This window comes from Gordonia sp. Swx-4, from assembly GCF_030316175.1.
In the GTDB taxonomy this organism is placed as follows: Bacteria; Actinomycetota; Actinomycetes; order Mycobacteriales; family Mycobacteriaceae; genus Gordonia; species Gordonia alkanivorans.
Window position 1 is genome coordinate 156,301 of the sequence record NZ_CP128197.1, and the last position, 17,872, is coordinate 174,172.

The window sequence follows — 17,872 nt, forward strand, 5'->3', positions numbered from 1 at the left end:
CGTTCTCGCCTACCCCGTGATGCGGTCGGCGAGAACGCGAATCCGGGCGGTGATGTCGTCGCGGATCAGGCGCATCCGCTCGACGCCGTCGATGCCTCGCGTCGAGGGTTCGTCGGTCTTCCACACCTCGAGGGCGACGCCGTCGGGTGGGGTGACCCGGCGGTGCCGACCACCACGACAAGATCAGCGGCGCGCATCAGTTCGTCGGTCAGTTGCCGCGGCTCGTGTCCGGCGACATCAGCGCCGACTTCGGCGAGCACCTGGGCGGACAGTTCGTTGACCTGACCGCCGATCTTGGCGTTGGTGCCGGCGGAGGACGCTGCGATCCGGTCGGTGACCGTGGGCGTGAGATATTCGGCCATCACGGATTTGCCGCGGTTGCTCACGCACACGAACAACACCTGCTGTGGTGTGCTCATCGGCCGACCTGCTGGTTAGCGGGGACCAGTTCGTCGAGCAGGTCCGCGACCAGTGCGCGGATCTGATCGCGGATCGGGCGGACCGCATCAATGCCTTGACCGGCCGGGTCGTCGAGGGCCCAATCGCGGTAGCTGACGCCGGGGAACACCGGGCACGCATCGCCACAGCCCATGGTGATCACGACGTCGGAGGATTCGACGGTGTCGGGGGTGAGGATCTTCGGTGACTGTGCCGAGATGTCGATACCGACTTCAGCCATCGCCTCGACAGCGGCGGGGTTGATCGAGTCGGCAGGTGCGGATCCGGCGGAGCGGACCTCGACGCTGTCCCGGCCGAGAGCGGTCAGGAAACCGGCGGCCATCTGCGATCGGCCGGCATTGTGGACGCACACGAACAGCACGCTAGGTCGAGAGGAAGACATGGAACACAAGCCCTTTCAGCTGTGAGAGAAGGTCGGAAGTCATACGCGTTCGGCCGCGAGCTCGGCCGCGAGCTCGCGAACTCGGGTATCGAGATGGTCGCGGATCGCACGAATCTCGTTGAGTGGTCGGCCCTCGGGTCAAGCATCGGGGCTGACAGCGGCAGGGGAGGAGAAGCGCTTCCGCAACGCCAGGGACACGTAGACCAGCGCGACGAGGACGGGGACCTCGATGAGTGGGCCGATGACTCCGGCAAGAGCCTGACCGGAGGTCGCACCATAGGTCGCGATCGCGACGGCGATGGCGAGCTCGAAGTTGTTGCCGGCGGCGGTGAACGCCAGCGTGGTGGTTCGCTCGTACCCCAGCCCCATCGCGGCGCCGAGGACGAATCCGCCGCCCCACATCACCGCGAAGTAGATCAGCAGCGGCAGAGCGATCCGCACGACGTCCCACGGCTGCGACGTGATCTGCTCCCCCTGCAACGCGAACAGTATGACGATGGTGAACAGCAACCCGTAAAGGGCCCACGGCCCAAGACGCGGCAGGAACGAGGACTCGTACCAGTCGCGGCCTTTGGTTCGCTCGCCGATGCGGCGGGTGAGGAAGCCGGCGACCAGAGGTATACCCAGGAAGATCAGCACCGACTTCGCGATCTGCCACGGCGAGGTGTCGATGGTGGTCTGCTCCAGGCCCAGCCAGCCGGGCAACACCGAGAGGTAGAACCAACCCAACACGGCGAACATGACCACTTGGAACACCGAGTTCAGGGCGACGAGAACAGCAGCGGCCTCGCGGTCACCGCACGCCAGGTCGTTCCAGATGATGACCATCGCGATGCATCGGGCCAGACCCACGATGATCAGTCCGGTCCGATACTCCGGCAGATCCGGGAGCAGGAGCCAGGCCAGCGCGAACATCAACGCCGGTCCGATTATCCAGTTCAACGCCAACGACCCGAGTAACAGGCGACGATCACCGGTGACCGAGTCGAGTCGGTCGTAGCGCACCTTGGCCAGCACCGGATACATCATGATCAGCAATCCGAGGGCGATCGGCAGCGAGATGCCGTCGAGCTCGACCGCCGCCAAAGTGTCACCCAGGCCGGGGACGACTCGACCGAGCAGCAGTCCGGCGACCATCGCTGCGCCGATCCACACCGGCAGAAACCGGTCCAGCGTCGACAACTTGCCCGCGACTGCGGTGTCGGTGGCGGTCACTGGTCCGCCTCACACGAGCGGGTTTCCCCCACGACCGCGGCGAGATCCCGCAGCAGGTCCGACAGTTGCTGCAGCGCTTCGGTGTTCACCCGGTAGTACACCCAGGTCGCGCGGCGCTCGCTGGTCACCAGACCTGCCTGGCGCAGCACCTTCAGGTGATGCGAGATCGTCGGCTGTGACAGTTCGAACGGTCCGGAGATGTCGCACACGCACGCCTCGCCGCCCGGATGCGCGGCGACCTCGGACAGCAACCGCAGCCGAACCGGATCCGCAAGCGCCTTCAACAATGGGGTGACAGCCCCGGTCTCGTCACCACTCAGACCGCGGCCCGGTGACAGCAGGAGATTCTTATTCGACACGCGTCAATATTGACATACGTCGATTCAGGCGACAAGACGCCCGCGACCGAGGCGGGCGCGCATGCCCAGAACGACCGGAGTTCTGATCGGGGTCGCAGCTTCTGACGCACGCACGCCGATTCCCTGAACGAGCGTCGTCGTTCAGGGAATCGGCGCGTGGTCTCACACTGCCGGGTTGCCCGGCCGGCCGGTGTATCGGCTGGTCATCGGTGTCCGCGGAGTCCCGACTCATCCGCGTCCGGGGCGTGTCAGCCCACCGATGTTGTTGCTGTCGTGGGTCTTACGAGGCCGGCGGGGTCAGCACGGCGTCGATCAGGTAGACCTGGGCGTTCGAGGTGGTGACGCCACCGCACACGATGCCCGCGTCGTTGACCTTGAGGTTGTCGCCCTCGCCGCTCACAGTGAGCTTCTTGCCCTCGAGGGTGGTGTGCTCGCCGAGAGCCTTGTCGGGGGTCGCCTGGCCCTCGACGACGTGGTAGGTCAGGATGCTGGTCAGCAGGTCTTTGTCGGTCTTGAGCTGCTCGACGGTCTCCGGCGGCAGCTTGGCGAACGCATCGTCGGTCGGGGCGAAGACGGTGTACTCACCGTTGTTCAGCGTCTCGACGAGGTTGACGTCGGGGTTCAGCTGGCCGGACAGAGCGGCGGTCAGCGTGGTGAGCTCGGGGTTGTTCGACGCGGCGGTGGCAACCGGGACGGTGGCCATTCCGGCGATCGACGCGGGGCCGGACGGATTGGCTTCGGCGTAGGCCGCGCAACCCGGGCCGACGAGGTTCGCAGCCGGGTCAGCGGCGGCTGCGCTCGTGGTCATCGAGCTCATACCGGTTGCTGCGCTGGTGGTTTCGCTCGACGAGTCGGAATCGTCACTCGAACAGCCGGCGATCACGCCGACGGCGAGGACCAGTCCGGTCACCGCTCCTGCGATACGGGGAACACGCTTGATCATCGTTGATCCAATCTCTCCGAGAGGGTTTCGGCTGCATTGAATGGCAGCCTCACAGGTGCATTCGGCACCGTGTGAGAACTGGATGGGTCAGATTGCCCGTCATTTCTGGCGTCCACGCCGCAGACCGGCCCTGGGACTCGGGGCTTGGTGCCATGGAGGTCTGGCCGTAGCCGGATGGTCGAGTGCTGAACGCACACATGACGGTTCCCTGGAGGAGGGGCGTCCTCATCCAGGGAACCGGCAGATTCTATCTTGGCAGCGGTTCGAGGTTCGGGGTGCGTAACCCGTTGCCCGCGAGCCGATGTGCTCCGAAAACTACTCTGCAGCAGGCGGCGTAAGGACCGTGTCGATCATGTAGACCTGCGCGTTGGCGGTGGCGACTCCACCACAGACCACGCTCGAGTCGTTGACCTTGAGCATGTCCGGCGATCCGGTCACGGTCACGGTCTGACCCTCGAGGGTCTTGTGCTCACCGACGATCTTGTCCGGCGTGGCCTGGCCCGAAACCACGTGGTAGGTAAGGATCTTGGTCAACAGATCCGAGTCGGTCTTGAGCTGCTCGACGGTTTCGGCCGGCAGCTTGGCGAAAGCCGCGTCGGTGGGTGCGAAGACCGTGTACTCACCGTTGTTGAGTGTGTCGACCAGGTTCACATCCGGATTCAGCTGCCCGGACAACGCCTGCGTCAGTGTCTTAAGTTCGGGGTTGTTCGATGCCGCAGTGGCGACCGGGTCCATTGCCATCCCGGAAACCGAGCCCGCGCCAGACGGATTGGCCGAAGCGTAGTCCGCGCAGCCGGGGCCGACCGGTCCGCTCGCGGTGTCGGCGGACTGGCTGGTCATCTCCGACATGGCAGTGGTGGTGGAAGCGCTGCTGGCCGAGTCGGTGTCGTCGCTGGAACACCCGGCGATGACGCCGACGGCCAGCACCAGCCCGGACGCCGCGACCACGAGGCGCTGAATTTGTTTGATGGCCATGGTCCATCCAATCTAGTAGGTCGTTGTCCGACCGTCCGGCCGAACTCAGGTGTCATTCGCGGCTCGAGTCGTCGCGGATTGGTCCGGTGCCGGATTGATCCAATCCGACCGCTGTCGCCGCGCGAACTCCCCTCGGAGGAAACGGAGCTGACAATGGTGCAAGTGTTTCGAGAGTCGACGGTGCGGGCAGCGGTGTCCGGGGTTGTCGCCGTGGCAGGAGGCCTGGCCGTCGGCGAACTCGTCGCGATCGGTATCTCGCAATTCGCGTCACCGTATCGCGCGGTCGCGGCGTTCCTCGTCGACCATGCGCCTGCATTTGCCCGCGAGTTCGCGATAGACCGGTTCGGAACCGCCGACAAGCCAGCGTTGCTGGCAGGCATGGCGTTGGCGATCCTGCTGATCGCCGTGGCTGCCGGGGTGTTGCAAGTCAAGCGCCCGCCCGTCGGGGTACTGATCGTCCTGGCCTTCGCGGCCGTCGGCGTGGTTGCCGCGTTGACCCGACCCACGGTGGAGGTGTCCTACGCCGCGCCGCCGGTCGCCGCCGGCCTGGTGGCCGTGGGTGTGCTGGTGGTGCTGGGGCGCGGGAGTGCCGTCGGAGACGAGTCCGAAGAGGACGCGTCCCGTTCAGAGGGGTGGTCTCGCCGCCAGTTCGTCGGTGCGGTCGGGATCGTTGTCGTGACGGGCGCGGTGTGCGCCGGCCTGGCCCGGCGTGCCGCGGACACCGGTGGCGCTCTCGCCGAACGCGTGCGGCTTCGGCTGCCGCGCGCGATTTCGGCGAGCAGACCGGTTCCGCCGGGTACCGAGTTGCGGATCGATGGGGTGACACCGTTCGTGACCGGCAACCGCGAGTTCTACCGGATCGACACCGCGCTCCAGGTCCCGCAGCTGACCACCGCGGATTGGCGGTTGCGGATTCACGGGATGGTGGACCGCGAGATGACGCTGAGGTGGGACGATCTGCAGTCGATGCCCGCTATCGAGCGGATCATCACGCTCACATGTGTGTCCAACGAGGTGGGCGGCGACCTCGCCGGGAACGCTCGCTGGCTGGGATACTCGATGCGCGACATCCTCGCCGAGGTCGGGGTACACGCCGAAGCCGACATGCTGCTGGCCACCAGCGTCGACGGATGGACGTCGGGAAGCCCGCTCGAGGCGATCCGGGACGGCCGCGATGCGCTGCTCGCCGTCGGGATGAACGGAGAACCGCTACCCATCGAGCACGGATACCCCGTGCGGCAGTTGATCCCCGGTCTCTACGGTTATGTGTCGGCGTGCAAGTGGGTCGTCGACTGGGAGATCACCCGCTTCGATCGTGCCGAGGCCTATTGGACCCAGCGGGGCTGGGGCGTGCGCGGACCGATCAAGACGGCGTCGCGGATCGATCGGCCCGCGCCGCTGTCGACGACGCCCGCGGGGCCGGTGGTCGTCGCGGGCACCGCGTGGGCGCAGCATCGGGGAATCCGTTCGGTGGAAGTCCGCGTCGACGACGGACCGTGGAACCCGGCCGAGCTCGCCACCGAGTACTCGACCGACACCTGGCGGCAGTGGACATGGACCTGGGACGCCACGCCCGGGCGGCACACGTTGTACTGCCGCGCGACCGACGCCACCGGCGCGACGCAGCCGGAGGAGCGGGTGCCGCCCATCCCGGAGGGCGCCACCGGTTGGCACAGTCGGGCGGTGACCATCGAGTGAGCTACTGCATCCACTCGGCGTCGGCCCAGTCCTGACCCTCGGAGATGGCGCCCATGGTGGTCTGCCCGTCGAGGGCTTCGCGGATGATGTCGGCGTGTCCGCAGTGGTGAGAGGTCTCGCGGAGCAGGTGCAGGATCATGGTGCGGATCGTGGACCACTCGCGCTCGGGCGCCCAGGGCGCGGTGGGCTGGGGGATGACCTCGTCGAGGCTCTCGGCGTCGGCGATCACGCGGTCGAATCGAGCGGCGTTGCGGTCGTAGGCCTCGAGCCAGCCGGCGAGGGTCTCCCCCTCGACCAACTCGTACTCGGTTGCCGCGCGGCTCATGTCGAATTCGGCGTTCTCGTCGCGTTCGGTGATGATCGTGGCGGCGTTCTCCTCCCCGTTGGCGAGGTGCTTGATCAGAGCGCCGATGGTCAGTGTGCTGACCGTGGACTGCTTGCGAGCCTGCTCGTCGGAGAGATTGCGGGCGGAGATCTTGAGCAGGTTGCGCTGGTCCTGCAGTAGCGTGAGGAGTTCGAGCTTCTCGCCGGTGACGTCGACGCTGAGTTCTGCGGTGGTGTAGGTGCCCATGGTGTTCTCCGGTTCGTCGTTGATGATCATTCGTGCTGGTGAGAACCACGTTACGACCCATTGCGGACAGCTTCGGTCCTCGTTACAGAGGGATATGGCGGCTATATCGGTTGAGCCGGCGGCGACCGTGCCCGACGATGGGCGCCATGACATCTCCGCTCGACGCGCTCACCCGGAAGCCCGCCCGTGCCACCGACCGCGCCGCACTCGACGAACTCCTCGACCAGGCGAAGGTCGGAACCCTCAGCACGGTCGTCGACGGGCTGCCGTGGTCGGTGCCGATGCTGTTCGCCCGCGACGGGGACGACATCCTGCTGCACGGATCGACCGGGGCCGGCGCGCTGCGGCACGTCGCGACCGGTGCGCCCGTTGCGTTCACGGTGTTCGTGATGGACGGACTCGTCATCGCGGACACCCTCTTCGACCACTCCGCCAACTATCGGTCGGCAGTCGTGCGGGGTGTTCTCGAGCCGGTCGACGACGCGAAGTCGGTGCTGGAGGTGTTGTCGGACAAGCTCATTCCGGGCCGTGTCGCCGAAGTCCGGAAGACGACGCGCAAAGAACTCGCTGCCACGGTCGCACTGCGGCTGCCGATCGTCGACGGCCAGTGGATCGCGAAGGCGCGGACGGGCGGACCTGGTGTCGAGTCCGCGGACTGGACCGGCGTCGTACCGATGAGAACGGTCTACGACGCGCCGATCACGTATTCCGGTGCGACTCCCCCGGATTCGGTTCTGGCGTTGGCAGAACCTCCGGCCGGGTAGCGTCGACCGTCGCACGTCGTGGGAGCCGGCCGACGGGTCATCCGGGGGCGAATGACCCGCCGGCCGAAGGTTCGCGACATTGCGAACCGAGATCGAGGTCACCGGGCCGACCGGATTGCGGTAGCCGGCCGCGATGCTCGATGGTGACGCGGCCCAGCGGAAGGGGGGCACCCGCTGGGTCGCGCGCGTGGAAGACCGCGTCCCGGGATCGCCGGGACGCGGTCGGCTCTATCCCTTGCGCAGCAGGAACCGCTGGATCTTGCCGCTGGGGGTCTTGGGGAGAGCGTCGACGAAGTGCACGGTGCGCGGGTACGCGTGCGCGGCGAACTCGGTCTTCACCAGCTGCTGCAGCTCCTTCTCCAGGGCCTCGGTGCCCTCGATGCCGGGAGCGAGGACGACGAACGCCTCGATGACCTCGCCGCGCAGTTCGTCGGGTCGCCCGACCACCGCGACGTCGATCACCGACGGGTGCGTGATCAGTACGCTCTCCACATCGAAGGGGCCGATGCGGTAGCCGGCCATGATGATCACGTCGTCGTCGCGCGCGGAGAAGAAGTAGCGGCCTTCCTCGTCGGCGCGGCCGGTGTCGCCGGTGAGGTACCAGCGGCGGTCCTCGGTGAACCGGGCGGCGGTCTTGTCCGGGGCGTCGAGGTAACCGCTGAACCACATGAGCGGGCTGGCGGGGACGTCGATCGCGATCTGGCCGTCGACGATGCCGGCGGCGAAACCGGGCATCGGCTTGCCCATCGAGCCGGGGACGAGCGTCTCGTAGACGTCGGAGTGCCAGTGGTTGTTGATGAACATGCCGTGCTCGGTCTGGCCGTAGTGATCGCGGACCTCGGTGCCGAGTGCCTGCTGGGCCCAGCCGATGACGTCGGGGGTCAGGGGCTCGCCGGCCGACGACGCGCGTCGCAGCGCGAAGCCGGTGATCCGCGGATCCTTGCTCAGGGTGCGGTAGACCGTCGGTGCCGCGGCGAAGTTCGTGACTCCGAGACCGCCGAGGATCTGCGCGGTGAGCTCGGGGCTGAAGCCGGCGTGGAGCAGCAGGTTGCGGTGTCCGGTGGCCAGCGGGCCGAGGACGCCGTAGTAGAGGCCGTAGGCCCAACCCGGGTCGGCGGCGTTCCAGAAGACGTCGTCGTCACGGACGTCGAGGCCGTAGTGCATGTAGGCGACGAACGAGGCGAGTGCCTTGACCGGCACCGGCACACCCTTGGGCGCACCGGTGGTACCGCTGGTGAAGAGCAGGATCAGCGCGCCGTCGCCACCGACGGCCACCGACTCGGCGATCGGCTCGTTCGAGGAAACCAGCTGCTCGAATTCTTCTCCGGCGACGATCGCTCGAATCCCGTCGATGCCCTCGAGCTTCGACGCCTGGCTCGGTTCGGTGATCACGACCTTCGCCTTGCCGGACGTCAGGCGCATCTCGATGGCAGGGGTGGCGAAGGCGGTGAACAGCGGGATGTAGACGGCGCCGAGGCGGGCGATGGCCAGCAGTGACACGACCAGCTCTTCGCGCTTGCCCATGAGGACGCCGACGGTGTCGCCACGGCCGACGCCGAGATCGGCCAGCGCCGATGCGAAGCGCTTGGACCGCTCGGCGAGGTCGCCGTAGGTCACGTCGGTGGTGATCGGCGCGGGGGCCGAGTCGGCGTCCGCGGAGGCCTCGACCTCGATCACGGTGAACGCGACCGCGTCGGGATCGTGGTCGTCGACGAGGAGTGCCGCCGCGTTGGCATCGGGCGCCCCGTAGATTGCCAACCAGCGGTCGACCATGTGGGTGGGGGTCATGGTGGCCTGTGTCATCGTGAACCTCGCTCTTGACTGAGTAAGCTGAGTCACAGTGTGATGCGCTGTATGTAGTCCCTGCCACCCTCCGAAGAGGGGGATAGAGAGGTGAGATGCCCGAGCCGTTGAGCGGGATCGTCACCGACGCGTTGCGACGGGTGCGCAAATCGAGCGGAGTGCCCCTGGCCTTCGCCGGCGTCGTCAACAATTCGACGAGCCTGCGCCTAGCATTTCGCCGGCAACCATGCAGGTGCGCTGGCCGGACTCTCGGTCGACGTCGGGCACGGGCTGGGCGGCAAGGTCGTCTCGCTGAACCGGCCGATGGTGGTCGAGGACTACCTACGCACCCCGCACATCACCCACCGCTACAACACGCTCATCGAACGTGAGGGACTCCGCGCGATGATGGCCGCGCCGATCATCGTCAACCGGACGCCGGTCGCGGTCATCTACGGCGCGCTGCACACCCCCGATCCGATCGGTGGCCGCATGCTCGACGTCCTGGCCGCCGAGGCGCGCGCCGTCGAGCAGGAGATCGTGGCCTCGCGGGCCCGGCTGGAGCACGGAGCCCAGAGCGAGGACGAGCTGCGCGACCGGATGACCGCCGCCTACGCGCGGCTGCGCTCGCTGGTCGACACCGTCGACGACGCCCGTCTCGCCGAACAACTCGCCGCCGTCACCGATTTCCTGCTGGCCGAGGCCGCCGCCGACTCGGCCGTGGTCGAGCTGACCGGACGCGAACAGGACGTGCTGTCGCTCGCCGCGCTCGGCTACTCGAATGCGCGGATCGCCGAGGCCCTCGGCCTGACCGTGCACACGGTCAAGAGCTACATGAAGGATGCGATGCGCAAGCTCGACGCGTCGTCGCGGCTCGAGGCCGTGGTCGCCGCCCGGCGCGCCGGTCTGCTGCCCTGACCCGGCCCGGAATCCGTAGAAAAACCGGGGTCATAGCGCGTATTTCTTCTACGGACCGCCGGTGGCGGAGGTCACGTCGGAGGGCCCGGAATAGATCCGGGACGGTCGCAGTTGAAGAGCTCGACGGTGACGGATTCAAGCCCCGGGCCTCAACCCTTTTGCCGCTTCGAGCGGCCACTCGCCGAGAGGCGCATTGACCGGCATCGTCCTTCAACACGCCGAAGCCGCCGACCCCACAAGGGACGGCGGCTTCGGTGCTGTCTGCGTCGTGTCAGTGGCTGCGTAGCTTCTCGATCAGCTCGTCCTTCTTCAGGCCGGAGTATCCGCTGATGTCGAGTTCCTTCGCGCGGTCCTTGAGCTCGTCGACGGTCCAGTCCTCGTAGGAACCGGATGTGCCGCCGCTGCGGCCCACGTCCGACCGGGAGCTGTTGGCCGCGGCATTGGCGATACGTGCGGACTTTTCCTTCGAGTTGCCCTCGTCGCGCAGCTTCTCGTAGAGCTCGTCGTCCTTGACCGACGGTCCCGGGTCGCGCTTCTTCTCCGCCATGTCTGCCTCCTCGTGGTCGACGCGATCGGTTCTCCCACGGGCGTGCCCGGTCGCGGGTACAACCAAACCTGAGCCGGGGAGTTCGCACCCCGATATGGACACCGGCAGTTAACGGTGTTGAACACGAGTGGACGGTAATGGCGGGTACGGATAAGGTTGTGACGATGTGTCCGGTAAGGGCGAATCCTGTCGCCACGGCCGGGAACACAGACGAATACGAACGCTGACAACGCAGTTTCGGAAGGAAACAGAACGCATGTCTCAGACAGTCAAGGGAGTCATCTCGCGCAGCAAGAAGTCGCCGACGGAGGTCGTCGACATCGTGATCCCGGACCCGGGTGCGAGTGATGTCGTCGTGGCGATCAAGGCCTGCGGTGTCTGCCACACCGACCTCGCCTACCGCGAGGGCGGCATCAACGACGAGTACCCCTTCCTCCTGGGCCACGAGGCGGCCGGCGTCGTCGAGTCGGTCGGCTCGGATGTCACCCACGTCGAGGTCGGCGATTTCGTCGTCCTGAACTGGCGCGCCGTGTGTGGCGAGTGCCGCGCATGTAAGCGCGGCCGTCCGTGGTACTGCTTCGACACCTTCAACGCGAGCGTCCCGATGACCCTCGCCGACGGCACCGAACTGACCCCGGCGCTGGGCATCGGCGCCTTCGCCGAGAAGACCCTCATCCACGAATTGCAGTGCACCAAGGTCAATCCCGACACCGATCCGGCCGTTGCCGGTCTTCTCGGTTGCGGCGTGATGGCCGGCATCGGTGCCGCCATGAACACCGGCAACGTCGGCCGCGGCGACTCGGTCGCCGTGATCGGTTGCGGCGGTGTGGGTGATGCCGCGATCGCCGGCGCCAAGCTGGCCGGCGCGACCAAGATCATCGCGATCGACCGCGACCCGGGCAAGCTCGAATGGGCCAAGGAGCTCGGCGCGACCCACACCATCGACGGCAGCAAGGTCGACGACGTGGTCACCGCGGTCGGGGACCTCACCGACGGCAACGGTGCCGACGTCGTCATCGACGCGGTCGGCCGGCCGGAGACCTACAAGCAGGCCTTCTACGCGCGTGATCTCGCCGGCGTCGTCGTCCTCGTCGGTGTGCCGACGCCGGAGATGACCCTGGAGATGCCGCTCGTCGACTTCTTCTCGCGCGGTGGCGCTCTGAAGTCCTCGTGGTACGGCGACTGCCTGCCCGAGCGTGACTTCCCGATGCTCATCGACCTGTACGAGCAGGGACGTCTGCCGCTCGACAAGTTCGTCACCGAACGGATCGGCATCGACGACGTCGAGGCCGCGTTTTCGGCGATGGAGGCCGGCAAGGTCCTGCGTTCGGTGGTGGAACTCTGATGGCCGGGCTGCGCATCGACAACGTCGTCACCTCGGGCACCTTCAGCCTCGACGGCGGCACCTGGGACGTCGACAACAACGTGTGGCTCGTCGGCAACGACGACGAGGTCATCATCATCGACGCCGCGCACTCGGCGGCACCGATCCTCGAAGGCGTCGGCGACCGCACGGTGAAGGCGATCGTGCTCACCCACGGTCACAACGACCACGTCACCGTCGCGCCGGAACTGTCCGAGGCCACGGGTGCGCCGATCCTCCTGCACCCCGGAGACGACATGCTCTGGAACGACACCCATCCCGACGTGTCGCACCAGGATCTCGAGGACGGGCAGAAGATCAGCATCGCCGGCACCGAGCTCACGATCATCAACACGCCCGGCCACTCGCCGGGCTCGTCGGTGATCCACCTGCCCGAAGCGGGTGTGCTGTTCTCCGGTGACACCCTGTTCCAGGGCGGCCCGGGCGCGACGGGACGCTCGTACTCGAGCTTCCCGACGATCATCGCCTCGATCACCGAGAAGATCTTCACCCTCGATCCCGAGACCAAGGTCTACACTGGTCACGGCGACGGCACGACCGTCGCCGCCGAGGCACCTCATCTAGAGGAATGGATCAAGCGCGGCAGCTGATCCGAGCAACAAAGAACCCGGCGAGGGTTGCCGATCAGGCACCCACGCCGGGTTCTTTCATGTCACCTCACGGCTGTTGCCGAGGCTGCCCCGGTTGCCCGCCACCGGGCAGGTGCTCGCCCGATTCGTGCCTGCCGGAATGAGTGTCGGGATTGTGGCCGCCGGCACCGGGGGTTCCGGGACCTGAATTGCCGGGACCGGGGGTCCCAGGAGCGTGTGTTCCGGGGCCTTGCGGACCGTGACCGTGCGTACCGGGGATGTGGGTCTCCCGGCCGGCGGGGTCGTGCCGGCGGTCGTCCCCGACCGGTCCGCGATCGCCGCGATCGCCGCGGACATCCGGATCGAGCTGGTCGGCGCGGGCGAGGGTGCTCTCGACCTCGTCCCGCTTCTCCGCCGCCTGCGTGCCGTGGGCTTTCGCCTGCTCGTTAAGCCGTTTTGCCTCGGCGGCCTTGGCGTCGGCCTCGGCCTGGGCCTTGCGTGCCCGCGCGTCGGACTCCTCGGCGATCGCCTCGCGCTGACGCATCTCCGACACCTGGTCGGTCGCGTTCTCGCGGATCTGCTGTGCCTTCGTCCGGCGGACGTCCTGACGCTTACGCAGGAACAGCAACAGAAGAGCGAGCAGGACTATCACGACGACGACGGCGATGATGATCCATACTGCGGTATCCATGGGGGGCCTCCTCGATTCATGGCCTTGGACGGGTACCCACAAAGCCCGCCGCCCAATCTGCGGCCGCCAGGGGCCGAGAGATCGCGGGGTTACCTCGTCATGTGATGCAGTCCTCAGGCGTAACCTGCCACGAATGAGCGAGTCCGCGGTCCGCAATCTCGACCACCCCGAACAGCCTCCGGTACCCCGGCGCCGAATAGTCATCGCCTCGATGGTCGGGACAAGCGTCGAGTTCTTCGACTTCTACATCTACGCCACCGCCGCGGTGCTGGTGTTCCCGGTGCTGTTCTTCCCGAAGGGCGACGACACGGCCGCCCTGCTGTCGTCGTTCGCGACGTTCGGACTCGCCTTCGTCGCACGCCCGATCGGCTCGGTCCTGTTCGGCCACTTCGGAGACCGCATCGGACGCAAGGCGACACTGGTCGGCTCATTGCTCACGATGGGTATAGCCACCTTCGTGATCGGACTCCTGCCGACCTTCGACCAGGTGGGCTATCTCGCGCCGGCGCTGCTCGCGCTGCTGCGCTTCTGCCAGGGTCTCGGACTCGGCGGCGAATGGTCCGGCGCAGCACTTCTCGCGACCGAGACCGCGGAGAAGGGCAAACGCGCCTGGGCGGCGATGTGGCCGCAGCTGGGTGCACCGATCGGCTTCTTCTTCGCCAACGGGATGTTCCTGCTGCTGATCTTCGGCCTCGACTTCGACGCGAAGACCTCGCCCGCCGACCATGCGTTCATGACATGGGGATGGCGAATCCCGTTCCTGGCCAGTGCGATCATGGTCGTCATCGGTCTGTACGTGCGTCTCAAGCTCACCGAGACGCCGGTGTTCGCCAAGGCCGTCGAGGAGGGCAAGAAGGTCAAGACCCCGCTCGCCGAGGTCGTCAGGACCAGCTGGCGTCAGCTGATCGCCGGCACCTTCATCATGGTCGCGACATACACGCTCTTCTACATCGTGACGACGTGGATCGTCTCGTACGGCACCGGCAAGGTGACCGACGCGTCGGGCGTGAAACTGTCGTTCAGCTACGCCGACTTCCTGCAGTTGCAGATCATCGCGGTGCTCTTCTTCGCCGGATTCGTGATGGTCTCCGGACGGCTTGCCGACAAGTACGGCCGTCGGGCGTTCCTCCTCGTGATCACGGTGATGATCATCGTCTTCGGTCTGTTCTTCGCACTGATCCTCGATCCGTCGTCGATGAACAACGGGCGGATGCTGTTCTTCCTCATCCTCGGCATGACCCTGATGGGTCTCACCTTCGGGCCGATGAGCGCGATCCTGCCGGAGCTGTTCCCGACCAACGTGCGCTACACGGGTTCGGGTATCTCCTACAACGTCTCGTCGATCATCGGTGCCGCGGTCGCGCCGTTCATCGCGACGTGGATCGTCGCCGACTTCGGTGTGGGTTGGGTCGGTGTCTACCTCGCCGTCGCCGCGTGCACGACGCTGATCGCACTGCTCAGCGTCCGGGAGACCAAGACGGTCGACCTGAGCGAGGTCTGACCTTCCGGGCCGGGTACCGCGAGGTACCCGGCGGTGTCGGACCCGGCGGGTACCTTCGGAGGGATGAAGCTGATCGACGTGGTGCAGACGTCGTCTGACGTCGCACGCGATCGCTCACGCACCCGCAAGACCGAGGTGCTCGCCGGCCTGCTGGCCACTGCCGCCGACGCCGAGCTGCCGATCGTGGTCGCCTGGCTGTCGGGTGAAATCCCGCAGGGCAGGTTGGGTGTGGGCTGGCGGTCGCTGTCGAAACTGGCGTCCGAACCGGCCGGAGAACCGTCGCTCGAGGTCGCCGAGGTCGACGCCGCTTTCGGTGAACTCGCCGCCGCGAGCGGACCCGGTTCGACGACCCGCCGCGCCGAGATCCTCGCCGCGATGTTCGCCGCCGCCACCGAACCCGAGCAGAAGTTCCTCATCGCCCTGCTCACCGGCGAACTGCGCCAGGGTGCGCTGGCCGGGGTCATGACCGATGCGATCGCCAAGGTCACCGGGGAATCGCTGACCGCGGTGCGTCGCGTCCACATGCTCACCGGATCGCTCCCGGAGACCGCGGCCCTTGCACGTTTCGGCGCCGAGGCGTTGGCCGGCGTGGGACTCGAGGTGGGCCGCGCCGTCGAACCGATGCTCGCGACGCCCGCCGACAACCTCGACGCCGCCCTGGAACTCCTCGGTCCCGACCTCGTCGTCGACTACAAACTCGACGGTGCGCGAATCCAGGTTCACCGCAAGGGCACCGACATCTCGGTGTACACCCGCACGCTCCGCGACGTCACCGGGAACGTGCCCGACCTCGTCGAGGTGATCGCCGGACTGCCCTGCGACTCGGTCATCCTCGACGGCGAGACCCTCATGCTCAGCGACGACGGACGCCCGCGGTCGTTCCAGGACACGATGAGCCGCTTCGGTTCCGGGCCGACCGCCGCCGGCGAACCGGAGCGTCTGCTCAAGCCGTTCTTCTTCGACTGCCTCCACCTCGACGGCGTCGACCTCATCGACCGCCCGCTGTCCGAGCGTCTCGCCGCCATCGATTCGATCGCACCGCAACTTCGCATCCCCGCGGTGACCCGCCCGACCGCCGACGAGGCCAAACGCCACTTCGACACCGCGATGGCCGACGGCCACGAAGGCGTGATGGTCAAATCCCTCGACGGGCTCTACGTCGCCGGACGCCGCGGAAAGGCCTGGCAGAAGGTCAAACCCACGCACACCTTCGATCTCGTCGTGCTCGGTGCCGAGTGGGGATCGGGCCGGCGGACCGGTTGGCTGTCGAACCTGCACCTGGGTGCCCGCGACCCCGAGACCGGCGAGTTCATCATGGTGGGCAAGACGTTCAAGGGTCTCACCGACGACATCCTCCGGTGGCAGACCGAGGAGTTCCCGAAGCATGCGACGCATCGCGACGCCCACACGGTCTACCTTCGTCCGCAGGTCGTCGTCGAGATCGAACTCGATGGTGCGCAACGGAGCTCGCGGTATGCCGGCGGCGTGGCGCTCCGATTCGCGCGGGTCGTGCGCTACCGGCCCGACAAGACCCCCGACCTCGCCGACAGCATCGAGACGATTCGCGCGTTGCTCAAATAGCCTCTCCGTGCATCAGCTCAACGACAGCTGCGCGACCGGAGCGCTGGTCGGATGCGCCGAGCCACCGGGCGGTTCGACGGTGAACGCCAGTGCGTCGGCGGTGTTGATCCCGGACAGCACGGCGGTGGTGACCGGTTCGACGTCCTTGTCGGTCATGGTGCCGGCCGAACGCGTGCCGCCGGGCCCGACGAGCCACATCTGGTACACGGTGCCGGGTTCCGGTGGCGGCACCGAATTCATCACCAGCACAGCGCTATCGGCCGACGCGGCCACGTAGACGGTGGCGCTCCCGGTGGCGACCGGTGCGCTCGTCGAGCGTAGGTCGTCAGCAGAGAACACCTGCTCGGCCGGCAGAGCGACTGGTGCGGGAGCGGCCGGTTGCTCGGTGCTGGACAATCCGATCGCCCAGCCGAGCGCGCCAGCCGCGATGGCGACGACGGCCGCTGCGGTCAGATAGGTGAATCGACGTGAGCGGCGGGGTCGATGGGCGTCGAAGTCCGCGGGTGGTTCGATCTCCTCCGACGGTGGGGGAACGGAAGCTTCGGCCTCGAGATCCCCGACGGGCGGCATCGCCGGAACCCCGGAGACCGGTGTGGCGTCGCGTACCGACGGCTCGTCGAGCCCCGCCTCGGCGCGCGCAGCGGCGAGTACCCGCTCACGGAGCGCCGGCGGCGGAGGTGTCGCGGTGGCGGCGCTGACCGCGGCCATGGCCTCACGCGTGGCCCGGACCTGCTTGTCGAACAACTCGCGGAAGTCCGCGGGAGCGGCGGCCACCCGTGCCTCGATGTCGCGCAGCTCGTCGGAGGTCAGTGCGTTCAGCCCGACCACCGGTGCGAGTTCGAGCAATTCTGCTGATTCGGGATCGAGATGATCAGTCATCGCACACCTCCTTCCCTCGGCGTCGTACCGCGTTCACCTTCTGCTGCTGTCCTACCGATGGGCGGCAGATATTCGCCCGCATGTGCGGACGCAGAGCGCCGCCGCTCGAACGGGTCCGGGCCTGAGGCTCATGCCCCTTCTTCGGACTCGACGACGGAATCGGATGGGTCGGTCGTCTCACATACGTGCGGGGACCCCGCCGGGCATCTGCTGGCCGGTGGGGACGATCTCGGCGCCGAGCGGGAGCAGCGAAACCGGCACCATCTTGAAGCTCGCGATACCCAGCGGAATGCCGATGATGGTGATGCAGAGGGCGAGTCCGGTGGCGATGTGGCCGATCGCCAGCCAGATGCCGGCGACGAGTATCCAGATGACGTTGCCGATCATCGACGCCGCCCCGGCGGTCGGTTTGCGGACGACGGTGCGGCCGAACGGCCAGAGTGCGTAGTTGGCCATCCGGAACGACGCGATGCCGAACGGGATGGTGATGATCAGGATGCAGCAGATGATGCCGGCGACGACGTAGCCGATCGCCATCCACAGTCCGCACAGCAGCAGCCAGATCACGTTCAGGATGGTCTTCATCCGTCCATTGTCCACGTGTCGGAGCGCGGTGGGGACGAAAGCGTGACCAGCACCGACGTGCGGGCGTCC

17 protein-coding genes and 2 pseudogenes are annotated in these 17,872 nt (G+C 67.0%); 7 read left to right on the top strand and 12 right to left on the bottom strand.

The features are described 5' to 3' along the window. Positions 1-9 precede the first annotated feature (9 nt). The 6 genes and pseudogenes from PWF70_RS00690 to PWF70_RS00715 form a co-directional block, all read right to left on the bottom strand. Positions 10-419 (bottom strand): annotated as a pseudogene (locus tag PWF70_RS00690) (arsenate-mycothiol transferase ArsC). Continuing rightward, positions 416-841, bottom strand: a complete 426-nt coding sequence (locus PWF70_RS00695; protein WP_155224898.1) for an arsenate reductase ArsC — start codon at positions 839-841, stop codon at positions 416-418. The pseudogene PWF70_RS00690 and the gene PWF70_RS00695 overlap by 4 nt, the downstream one beginning before the upstream one ends. 138 nt (positions 842-979) lie before the next feature. Next, complete coding sequence (gene arsB, locus PWF70_RS00700; protein WP_006360796.1) at positions 980-2,056, bottom strand: ACR3 family arsenite efflux transporter; 1,077 nt, start codon at positions 2,054-2,056, stop codon at positions 980-982. Beyond that, positions 2,053-2,415, bottom strand: coding sequence for an ArsR/SmtB family transcription factor (locus tag PWF70_RS00705; RefSeq protein WP_006360795.1), 363 nt, complete (start codon positions 2,413-2,415; stop codon positions 2,053-2,055). The genes arsB and PWF70_RS00705 overlap by 4 nt, the downstream gene beginning before the upstream one ends. Before the next feature lie 280 nt (positions 2,416-2,695). Beyond that, positions 2,696-3,358, bottom strand: coding sequence for a fasciclin domain-containing protein (locus tag PWF70_RS00710; RefSeq protein ID WP_187346512.1), 663 nt, complete (start codon positions 3,356-3,358; stop codon positions 2,696-2,698). A 315-nt stretch (positions 3,359-3,673) separates the two neighbouring features. Continuing rightward, on the bottom strand, positions 3,674-4,333 hold the full coding sequence (locus PWF70_RS00715; RefSeq protein ID WP_006360793.1) for a fasciclin domain-containing protein: 660 nt from the start codon (positions 4,331-4,333) through the stop codon (positions 3,674-3,676). 153 nt (positions 4,334-4,486) lie between these two features. Between PWF70_RS00715 and PWF70_RS00720 the strand changes: the two genes are divergently transcribed. After that, the gene (locus PWF70_RS00720) at positions 4,487-6,031 is read left to right on the top strand and encodes a molybdopterin-dependent oxidoreductase (RefSeq protein WP_006360792.1); all 1,545 of its coding nucleotides are present in this window, start codon (positions 4,487-4,489) and stop codon (positions 6,029-6,031) included. Between the two features lies 1 nt (position 6,032). On the opposite strand, the gene PWF70_RS00725 is transcribed toward PWF70_RS00720, so the two are convergent. Then, on the bottom strand, positions 6,033-6,632 hold the full coding sequence (locus PWF70_RS00725; protein WP_081724877.1) for a mycothiol transferase: 600 nt from the start codon (positions 6,630-6,632) through the stop codon (positions 6,033-6,035). Positions 6,633-6,748: 116 nt separating this feature from the next. Between PWF70_RS00725 and PWF70_RS00730 the strand changes: the two genes are divergently transcribed. Then, a complete protein-coding gene (locus PWF70_RS00730) occupies positions 6,749-7,366 on the top strand; it encodes a pyridoxamine 5'-phosphate oxidase family protein (RefSeq protein ID WP_035755784.1) in 618 nt (205 codons plus the stop codon). 228 nt (positions 7,367-7,594) lie between these two features. Here PWF70_RS00730 and PWF70_RS00735 read toward each other — a convergent pair whose 3' ends face one another. Continuing rightward, positions 7,595-9,169 carry an AMP-binding protein gene (locus PWF70_RS00735; protein ID WP_006360789.1) on the bottom strand — a complete coding sequence of 525 codons (1,575 nt, stop codon included), beginning with the start codon at positions 9,167-9,169 and terminating at the stop codon, positions 7,595-7,597. Between the two features lie 95 nt (positions 9,170-9,264). Here PWF70_RS00735 and PWF70_RS00740 point away from each other — a divergent pair. Beyond that, positions 9,265-10,066 (top strand): annotated as a pseudogene (locus tag PWF70_RS00740) (helix-turn-helix transcriptional regulator). Positions 10,067-10,337: 271 nt separating this feature from the next. Here PWF70_RS00740 and PWF70_RS00745 read toward each other — a convergent pair. Further along, positions 10,338-10,613: a DUF7218 family protein gene (locus PWF70_RS00745; protein ID WP_035755770.1), complete on the bottom strand. Its 276-nt coding sequence runs from the start codon at positions 10,611-10,613 to the stop codon at positions 10,338-10,340. Positions 10,614-10,869: 256 nt separating this feature from the next. Here PWF70_RS00745 and PWF70_RS00750 point away from each other — a divergent pair, with 256 nt between their 5' ends. After that, entirely contained in the window at positions 10,870-11,958 is a 1,089-nt protein-coding gene (locus PWF70_RS00750) for an S-(hydroxymethyl)mycothiol dehydrogenase (protein ID WP_279939976.1), read from the top strand. Continuing rightward, positions 11,958-12,587 carry an MBL fold metallo-hydrolase gene (locus PWF70_RS00755; RefSeq protein WP_006360786.1) on the top strand — a complete coding sequence of 210 codons (630 nt, stop codon included), beginning with the start codon at positions 11,958-11,960 and terminating at the stop codon, positions 12,585-12,587. The genes PWF70_RS00750 and PWF70_RS00755 overlap by 1 nt, the downstream gene beginning before the upstream one ends. Before the next feature lie 67 nt (positions 12,588-12,654). Here PWF70_RS00755 and PWF70_RS00760 read toward each other — a convergent pair whose 3' ends face one another. Then, on the bottom strand, positions 12,655-13,257 hold the full coding sequence (locus PWF70_RS00760; RefSeq protein ID WP_035755766.1) for a hypothetical protein: 603 nt from the start codon (positions 13,255-13,257) through the stop codon (positions 12,655-12,657). Positions 13,258-13,390: 133 nt separating this feature from the next. Between PWF70_RS00760 and PWF70_RS00765 the strand changes: the two genes are divergently transcribed. Continuing rightward, the gene (locus PWF70_RS00765) at positions 13,391-14,758 is read left to right on the top strand and encodes an MFS transporter (protein ID WP_035755764.1); all 1,368 of its coding nucleotides are present in this window, start codon (positions 13,391-13,393) and stop codon (positions 14,756-14,758) included. A 63-nt stretch (positions 14,759-14,821) separates the two neighbouring features. Further along, positions 14,822-16,339: an ATP-dependent DNA ligase gene (locus PWF70_RS00770; protein WP_035755782.1), complete on the top strand. Its 1,518-nt coding sequence runs from the start codon at positions 14,822-14,824 to the stop codon at positions 16,337-16,339. 12 nt (positions 16,340-16,351) lie between these two features. Here the strand turns inward: PWF70_RS00770 and PWF70_RS00775 are convergent, their stop codons facing one another. Both PWF70_RS00775 and PWF70_RS00780 read right to left on the bottom strand, forming a co-directional pair. After that, on the bottom strand, positions 16,352-17,218 hold the full coding sequence (locus PWF70_RS00775) for an anti-sigma factor (protein ID WP_035755762.1): 867 nt from the start codon (positions 17,216-17,218) through the stop codon (positions 16,352-16,354). A gap of 177 nt (positions 17,219-17,395) precedes the next feature. After that, a complete protein-coding gene (locus PWF70_RS00780) occupies positions 17,396-17,803 on the bottom strand; it encodes a YccF domain-containing protein (RefSeq protein ID WP_035755760.1) in 408 nt (135 codons plus the stop codon). Positions 17,804-17,872: the final 69 nt, after the last annotated feature.

Bases quoted from the DNA above. Each gene is read 5' to 3' on its own strand.
- PWF70_RS00745 (WP_035755770.1), bottom strand. From the start codon at position 10,613: ATGGCGGAGAAGAAGCGCGACCCGGGACCGTCGGTCAAGGACGACGAG.
- PWF70_RS00730 (WP_035755784.1), top strand. From the start codon at position 6,749: ATGACATCTCCGCTCGACGCGCTCACCCGGAAGCCCGCCCGTGCCACC.
- PWF70_RS00775 (WP_035755762.1), bottom strand. From the start codon at position 17,218: ATGACTGATCATCTCGATCCCGAATCAGCAGAATTGCTCGAACTCGCA.
- PWF70_RS00720 (WP_006360792.1), top strand. From the start codon at position 4,487: ATGGTGCAAGTGTTTCGAGAGTCGACGGTGCGGGCAGCGGTGTCCGGG.
- PWF70_RS00695 (WP_155224898.1), bottom strand. From the start codon at position 841: ATGTCTTCCTCTCGACCTAGCGTGCTGTTCGTGTGCGTCCACAATGCC.
- PWF70_RS00770 (WP_035755782.1), top strand. From the start codon at position 14,822: ATGAAGCTGATCGACGTGGTGCAGACGTCGTCTGACGTCGCACGCGAT.
- PWF70_RS00750 (WP_279939976.1), top strand. From the start codon at position 10,870: ATGTCTCAGACAGTCAAGGGAGTCATCTCGCGCAGCAAGAAGTCGCCG.
- PWF70_RS00780 (WP_035755760.1), bottom strand. From the start codon at position 17,803: ATGAAGACCATCCTGAACGTGATCTGGCTGCTGCTGTGCGGACTGTGG.
- PWF70_RS00725 (WP_081724877.1), bottom strand. From the start codon at position 6,632: ATGATCATCAACGACGAACCGGAGAACACCATGGGCACCTACACCACC.
- PWF70_RS00765 (WP_035755764.1), top strand. From the start codon at position 13,391: ATGAGCGAGTCCGCGGTCCGCAATCTCGACCACCCCGAACAGCCTCCG.
- PWF70_RS00710 (WP_187346512.1), bottom strand. From the start codon at position 3,358: ATGATCAAGCGTGTTCCCCGTATCGCAGGAGCGGTGACCGGACTGGTC.
- PWF70_RS00735 (WP_006360789.1), bottom strand. From the start codon at position 9,169: ATGACACAGGCCACCATGACCCCCACCCACATGGTCGACCGCTGGTTG.
- PWF70_RS00755 (WP_006360786.1), top strand. From the start codon at position 11,958: ATGGCCGGGCTGCGCATCGACAACGTCGTCACCTCGGGCACCTTCAGC.
- PWF70_RS00760 (WP_035755766.1), bottom strand. From the start codon at position 13,257: ATGGATACCGCAGTATGGATCATCATCGCCGTCGTCGTCGTGATAGTC.
- PWF70_RS00715 (WP_006360793.1), bottom strand. From the start codon at position 4,333: ATGGCCATCAAACAAATTCAGCGCCTCGTGGTCGCGGCGTCCGGGCTG.